The organism is Agrobacterium deltaense RV3, assembly GCF_900013505.1.
In the GTDB taxonomy this organism is placed as follows: domain Bacteria; phylum Pseudomonadota; class Alphaproteobacteria; order Rhizobiales; family Rhizobiaceae; genus Agrobacterium; species Agrobacterium leguminum.
Map to the genome: position 1 here is coordinate 330,936 of NZ_LT009747.1, position 6,716 is coordinate 337,651.

The 6,716-nt window shown below is 57.2% G+C and carries 7 protein-coding genes and 1 pseudogene; 2 read left to right on the plus strand and 6 right to left on the minus strand.

Annotated elements, in window-relative coordinates; genetic code table 11:
• Nucleotides 1–150 precede the first annotated feature (150 nt).
• From AGR7B_RS26465 to AGR7B_RS25285, 3 genes are all read right to left on the minus strand, one after another.
• Nucleotides 151–396, minus strand: a complete 246-nt coding sequence (locus AGR7B_RS26465) for an ABC transporter ATP-binding protein (RefSeq protein WP_080858460.1) — start codon at nucleotides 394–396, stop codon at nucleotides 151–153.
• A complete protein-coding gene (locus tag AGR7B_RS25280) occupies nucleotides 396–830 on the minus strand; it encodes a metallophosphoesterase (protein ID WP_080858461.1) in 435 nt (144 codons plus the stop codon). Before AGR7B_RS25280 ends, AGR7B_RS26465 begins: the two co-directional genes overlap by 1 nt.
• 147 nt (nucleotides 831–977) lie before the next feature.
• Nucleotides 978–1,268: a hypothetical protein gene (locus tag AGR7B_RS25285; RefSeq protein WP_080858462.1), complete on the minus strand. Its 291-nt coding sequence runs from the start codon at nucleotides 1,266–1,268 to the stop codon at nucleotides 978–980.
• A gap of 107 nt (nucleotides 1,269–1,375) precedes the next feature.
• Between AGR7B_RS25285 and AGR7B_RS25290 the strand changes: the two genes are divergently transcribed.
• Complete coding sequence (locus AGR7B_RS25290) at nucleotides 1,376–2,287, plus strand: LysR family transcriptional regulator (protein WP_080858463.1); 912 nt, start codon at nucleotides 1,376–1,378, stop codon at nucleotides 2,285–2,287.
• 178 nt (nucleotides 2,288–2,465) lie between these two features.
• Here the strand turns inward: AGR7B_RS25290 and AGR7B_RS25295 are convergent, their stop codons facing one another.
• Both AGR7B_RS25295 and AGR7B_RS25300 read right to left on the minus strand, forming a co-directional pair.
• Complete coding sequence (locus tag AGR7B_RS25295; protein WP_080858464.1) at nucleotides 2,466–3,185, minus strand: FadR/GntR family transcriptional regulator; 720 nt, start codon at nucleotides 3,183–3,185, stop codon at nucleotides 2,466–2,468.
• Between the two features lie 121 nt (nucleotides 3,186–3,306).
• Nucleotides 3,307–3,513: an SDR family oxidoreductase gene (locus AGR7B_RS25300; protein WP_425352639.1), complete on the minus strand. Its 207-nt coding sequence runs from the start codon at nucleotides 3,511–3,513 to the stop codon at nucleotides 3,307–3,309.
• A gap of 144 nt (nucleotides 3,514–3,657) precedes the next feature.
• Here AGR7B_RS25300 and tkt point away from each other — a divergent pair, with 144 nt between their 5' ends.
• Nucleotides 3,658–5,646, plus strand: a complete 1,989-nt coding sequence (gene tkt, locus AGR7B_RS25305; protein ID WP_080858465.1) for a transketolase — start codon at nucleotides 3,658–3,660, stop codon at nucleotides 5,644–5,646.
• A 12-nt stretch (nucleotides 5,647–5,658) separates the two neighbouring features.
• Here the strand turns inward: tkt and AGR7B_RS25310 are convergent.
• Nucleotides 5,659–6,628, minus strand: a pseudogene (locus AGR7B_RS25310) (ISNCY family transposase); the annotation flags it as partial.
• Between the last annotated feature and the right edge of the window lie 88 nt (nucleotides 6,629–6,716).

Sequence of the window (6,716 nt, forward strand, 5' to 3'; positions counted from 1 at the left end):
ACCGCGAGCGAAATGAGCCGAACTCAGGGTTAGCCGCGTTTTCTACGGCGGTGGCCGCTCATGCGTCACGATAAGCGCAAGCAAAGAGCCTCATCGGAGCACGGACGCACATTGGAAATGCACCAGTACGTGGTCTAGATGGCCTCATACTCATCCATATGATCCCAACTGGACCGTATGATCCGGACCGACCTCGACGTGTCGCCGTTTTTCGGCAATGTACCCGATTTCCCTGACTGGACTCTGTAGATCGGTCGCTTCCACGCGGGGCTTCTCCGACCTGCGGGAAGGGTCGGTAATAGGTACCGCCGACAGAAGGCGTCTCGTGTATGGGTGCTGCGGATTTTCGAAGACGGCGCTTCTCGTACCGATATCCACGATTTCGCCTAGATACATTACTGCGACACGCCCTTGATCATGCCGCCATGAATGTGACCGGATAGCTGAAGTGCCACGCCCACTGCGGCCGCCACACCGGCCGCCTTGGGCTGATGGTCGAGAAGAATAAGGAGAGCATTGGCAGGTGCTCGGGCGATAGCCTTGCCGACATCAGGGCCTTCCATCCGGAAGCTGCCCGCGGTGAGATCATTCACGCCCGCCATGACGAGCTGTGCGGAACGGCGCGACCAGACGGCATGGCTGTCGGCGAGTGTTGTGAGTCCGAGTTCCTCGTACTTCCGCATCCAGTCACCGCGGCCGAAATAATATTCATGATTGCCCGGAATCGTAAACACGCCATCGGGAGCGCGAAGCGCTGAGAGAGGTGCGACATCGCGGCTCCGTGCCTGGAGCGTGCCATCGATTATGTGAAGATCCGTGAGCTGGATCATGCGGTAACCATCGAACTCTGCGGGGAGCTGAGGGATCGAGATCCCGACTTCCTTAAACTGGGGGTGCGGATAGCCTGGGAGACAGCATATGCCGCCACGATCAACGCCGGCGTGCCGTATACATACATAGCGCTGACAGTGGAATCTTCACCCGACGTCGACAGATCGGGCGAGGACGAGCGAGAAGATGTCCGCGACAACCTGGACCGTCACGAGAAAGTGGATGAAACCTGCGACCCAGTTCACCGCGACCATCGCCAGCCGCGGGATCTTTGGCGAGAACATCGAGCCGGACGCGGGAAGCGTTATCCGGCTGTGCTGGAACACCACCATTAGGGCTGTGGCGGTGACGAACTCGATCGAGCGAGGCCACGGCAGCGGGATGATGAATCGTGCGACGACGTACAGGCACAGGATGGCTTTGGCGATATGGAACAACGTAGCGGACTTTTTTGACTGGTTTCTTCGCAGAACTATCGGAAAAATCGGCACCCGCGTGATGAACTGTACTTGACGTCGAACTGAATGGATTTCACTTATTACTAATGCGACAGAAAACAGATTTTGCGGATCTCGAATCCTTCATCACCATCGCCCGCGTCGGCGGCTTCAGGAAGGCGGGAGCTCTCCGGGGCGTGTCCGGATCCGCGCTCAGCCATGCAATGCGCGGACTTGAGACTCGGCTCGGTGTGCGGCTATTCCACAGAACAAGCCGCAGCATCCGCCTAACTGCGGCAGGTGAGATGCTCGTTGAGGAGCTGGAGCCAAATTTCCACGGTATCCAGCTAGCCTTGGATAGACTTGATAATTTCCGTCAGGGGCCGGCCGGGCGGGTTCGTGTCACAGCGCTACGCGATGCTTCCACCCTGCTTCTCGCTAGGAAGATGCCAAGCTTCACCGAGCTCTATCCTGACATTGAAGTCGAGATCATGGTCGACGACAGGTTCGTTGACATGGTCTCGGAAGGATTTGACGCCGGCATCCGCTACGGCGGAACGGTTCCGGACGGAATGATAGCATCGAAGCTGACAGACGAACTTGAATGGATTGTCGTTGGTTCGCCTGCCTATCTCAAAGAGAATGGCCGGCCCGAGAAACCCGAGGATCTACTCACTCACAAGTGCATTCGGATCAGAACCGGGACAGACCGCATCTATCGGTGGGAACTCGGCGATGGCGAGCGTGCAGTAAGCATAGATGTCCCCGGCCAGCTCATGCTCGGCGATTCCGAACTGTCGATTGCCATGGCTGTTTCGGGAGCGGGTCTGTTCTACTGCCTGAAGAACCGTGTCGAGCAGGAAGTCGCCGACGGGCGATTGGAGATCGTGCTCCCGGAATGGACTTCGATGGGGCCTGGCTTCTATGCCTACTACGCCTCTCACAGGCAGGTGCCCTCGGCGCTACGCACTCTACTGGATCATCTCAAGGCTCAAGCAGATACCAGAGTTTCATTTTGACATTGCGGGCGCAGGTGCCAGAAGAAATCGTCCGGATTGTTCCTGATGTCGCTAGGAAGTGCGCGGTACAGCTCGAACCCCGCCCACATGTTGCCCGGTGCGCTGAAGAGCCTACGTACGACGCCTTCGCAGCGCCTCGATCGCACTGAAGCGCCTCCGTAGACGATCCACAGCTCCGTTATCTTTGGCCGAGAGACTGCTTGAAGTGCTCGAGATTAGCCTCAACACTCATCCGTGCCTGCTGGCCAATATCCTGATTAAGTATGGACGTATACATCTGTTCGTGAAGGGCGACAGCCCTGCGACGTCCGCTCACGTCGAGAGACTTCTTCACCCACGGAGCAACCATGTTCAACACGAATTCGGCGACGGTCACTATAAGCTTATTACCAGTCGCCTCATAGATAGCGCGATGGAAGTCTAGATCAGCCTTGAGCATATCGTCGAGATCAGCGTTCGTATTTGCCGTAAGCGCTTTAAGCCTGTCAATGCATTCGCGCATCTTCGCCAAATCCTCATCGGTCCGGCGCTTGGCGGCCAGCTCGGTTGAGTTGCGATCGAATATATCCCGCAGCTCCATCAACATTTCCGGTGTGGAATCCTGCAGATACAGCTGGAAAAGATTCAGTGGGAGGGCAGGGGCTCCCTGTTCCCCGCGGACGTAGCTTCCGTGTCCGTGACGGATGTCGATAAGGCCGGCAATCGCGAGCGTCTTCATTGCCTCGCGAATGGGAGTGCGACTGATGCCAAGTTGCTCAGCGAGGTCCTTTTCGTTGGGGAGTTTGTCGCCAGCCTTGAGATTTCCGTTTGCAATTTGTTTCGTGATGTAGTCCAGCGCGAACTCCATGCGCGTCTGAACCTTTTTGTATTGATTCAACACAAAGCTTCCTTTCAGCATCCGTCCGCACTCCTCCAGAGAGAGTCGAGGCGGTGATTATACCTTATACCACTGCGGCTGGACACACGTAAAGAAGTCTCGACGGCGGTTCCAAATGGAATGCCGCTTGCTCCTTTACTGTCTACTTCTCGTCTGCGAGCTTCGTCGATCTCTTCGGATCAAACGGGAAAAGAAGCCCTGCTGCCAGGAAGCCACCGTCCACGTTCAGCGTTTGCCCGGTGATATATCTAGCTTCGCTGCTTGCCAGGAAGACGGCCGCATTGGCGACTCCGCTTAACCATAACGGCGCTTGTCTTAAGGTATGATGTATGAGGTATGATCTATTTATATCATTGTGCGCGTGTCGCCACCTGGATCGCGCGCCACCTTGGCATCTTTAACAAAATAACATTTTTTTTGAGATTATGTGATTTTACCTTGTTGCATTCAGGCAGATGAGGTACATCACTCGCGACATCCAGGAGGACTAGAAATGCAAGCTGTTTCGGAGCGAGACCTCGCGAATGCCATTCGTGTGCTTTCCATCGATGGCGTTGAAGCCGCCAACTCAGGACATCCGGGGATGCCAATGGGCATGGCAGACGCTGCAGCGGTACTTTTCGCAAAGCACCTGAAATTCGACTCTAAAGATCCAAAGTGGGCTGATCGGGATCGCTTCGTGCTTTCTAACGGGCACGGTTCGATGCTGCTTTACAGCGTGTTGTATCTGTCAGGTTATGCTGACGTGTCGCTCGACGAGATCCGGAACTTTCGCCAATGGGGATCTAAGACACCCGGCCATCCGGAGTACGGTCACACTGCAGGCGTGGAAACCACCACAGGACCGCTTGGCCAGGGCATCGCTTCCGCCGTCGGAATGGCAATTGCCGAGCGGCGATTGGCGGATGAATTCGGCGCTGATCTTGTAGATCATCGTATATACGTGTTCTGCGGGGACGGTTGCCTTATGGAGGGCGTTGGTCAGGAAGCTGCTTCTCTGGCTGGCCATCTCAAGCTGGGAAAGCTTATCGTCCTCTACGACGATAACTCGATCACGATCGATGGCTCCACCGAAATTGCGTTCACAGAAGACGTACTTGCCAGGTTTGACGCATACGGGTGGCACACTCAGCGCGTCGATGGTCACGACGCGACTGCGATCGACCGGGCCATAGAACATGCAAAATCGGAAGCTTCCCGGCCATCGCTGATCGCACTGAAGACCATAATCGGTTACGGCTCGCCCGCGAAGGCAGGGAAAAACTCTGCTCATGGCGCGCCGCTTGGCGCGGCTGAAGCAGCCGCTACCAAAGCCGCCTATGGCTGGAAGGGTGAGGCCTTCGAGGTTCCGGAGCCCATACTTGCTGCCTGGAGAGCAATTGGAGCAAAAGGAGCGTCCGCGCGCTCTGAATGGCAGACGCGGTTGGACGACGCCGATGCGAGCACCCGCTCAGAGTTCGCGCGCCGCATGTCGGGTTCGTTGCCCTCCGGCTATGCAGCATCAGTGCAGAACGCGAAAGTGAAACTTTTCGAAAATCCACAAGCGGTGGCAACTCGGAAGGCGAGCCAGATCGCGCTAGAGACCCTAACAGAGCTCTTGCCGGAGATGATCGGCGGCTCCGCCGACCTTACTCATTCGAACCTGACGCGAGTTCCGGCGGTCGATAGCGATTTCACAGCGACCAAGAGCGGTCGTTACGTCAGTTATGGCGTGCGGGAATTTGCCATGGCGGCGGCCATGAATGGGATCGCCGTTCATGGCGGCTTGATTCCCTATGGCGGCACCTTCCTCGTGTTCTCCGATTACTGCCGAAACGCCATCCGGATCGCGGCGCTCATGGGTGTCCGATCGATTTTCATCATGACCCACGATTCCATCGGTCTCGGCGAAGACGGACCAACGCATCAGCCGGTCGAGCATCTCGCAAGCCTAAGGGCGATGCCTAACCTGCACGTGTTTCGCCCGGCGGATACCATCGAGACGCTCGAGTGTTGGGACCTTGCGCTTAGGAGCGAAGGACCATCCGTGCTCGCACTCTCGAGGCAGAACGTGCCGCAACTTCGCGATGGCCGCAACCCTACCAACCTGTCTGCGAAAGGGGCTTACGTCATTAAAGAGGCAGACGGGAAGCGCGGTGTCACGCTCATCGCCACCGGGACGGAAGTGTCGCTCGCGATGAAGGCTGCTGAAGAACTTGAAGGTAGGGGCATTCGAACAGCGGTTGTATCGATACCAAGTTGGGACCTATTCGATAGGCAGCCGAAGCACTATCGCGACGAGGTCTTGGGCAAGGCACCGCGTATCGCGGTCGAGGCGCTTTCGAAGTTTGGATGGACGAAATATGTCGCGAGCGACGAAGACGTGATCGGGATGTCGGGCTTTGGTGCTTCCGCACCAGCAGAGACCCTTTATGAGAAGTTCGGGATCACCCAATCCGCCATCGTGGAACTCGCGCTCGCAAGGGTCGGAGCCGCACCATGAGGCCGGCCGCCGCCGCTGCTCGCGCTTGCACAGAATCTGGGCCAACGGGTCCGGTGGCAGATTCATCAGCCGATGTAAGTCATTGGAGCGGGCAGGGGCGATTGCAAAACGCGCGTTGTAGTCCTCCACGAAGTCCGGCAAGAACGCATCGCCGGTCTCCATAGTGTCGATGTCTGCCAGTCACAGCTCCTTGACCAACCGGCTCTGCAGCGTCCGGTTCATCCGCTCGACCCGTCCTTTCGCCTGACTCGAATTTGCGCAGAGAATCTCGATATTTAGCTCACAAAGCGCCCGCCCGAACTGCGTCATGCCCTGACCGCCCCTGGCATCCTTCTTTGCCACCCGGAACACTGAATGCTTGTCCGAATAGAAGGCCACCGGTGCGCCATGACGCTTGAGATACAGCTCCAATGCCTCGAAATAGCTGAAGGCGCTTTCGGAACGCACGAAGCGCAACTGCATCAACCTGCCGGTCGAATCGTCGACAAGTACCAGCAACGAAGCAAGACGGTCCGCGATCCTCGAAACAGCGATGCTCCGAGCCGTCGATCTGCACCAGTTCGCCACAGGCCTCGCGACGTAATCTCGGTTGATGAAACGTCCGGCGCTGCTTGCGCGACAACCAAATTCCGGCATCCACCATCCAGTTGCGCAACGTCTCGCGTGACACATGCAGCCCATCGCGCTCGGCGAGCTTCTCGGTCGCCAGGGTCGGGCCGAAGTCCGCATAACGCTCACGAACCAACGCCACAGCGTAATCACGAATGCCGTCATTGATCCGGTTGTTGGATGGCCGGCCGATCGCCTTGTGCCGGATCGATGCCGCACCATCCGTGCGCATCCTTTCCAGAAGACGGCGGACCTGGCGCTCGCTCAGATCAAGCACATGCGCTGCCGACACCATGGTCATGTGGCCGGCAACCACCTTCGACAAAATCTCGATCCGCTGCAAATCCCGCTCGCTCATCGTAATCAGTCCCATCTGCAATCTCCCAGAGGCCAATCAGACCAGGGGAGTGTGACATTCCAACTTTGCAGAAACAGGACACTTTAACTTTGCGGCTACAGAC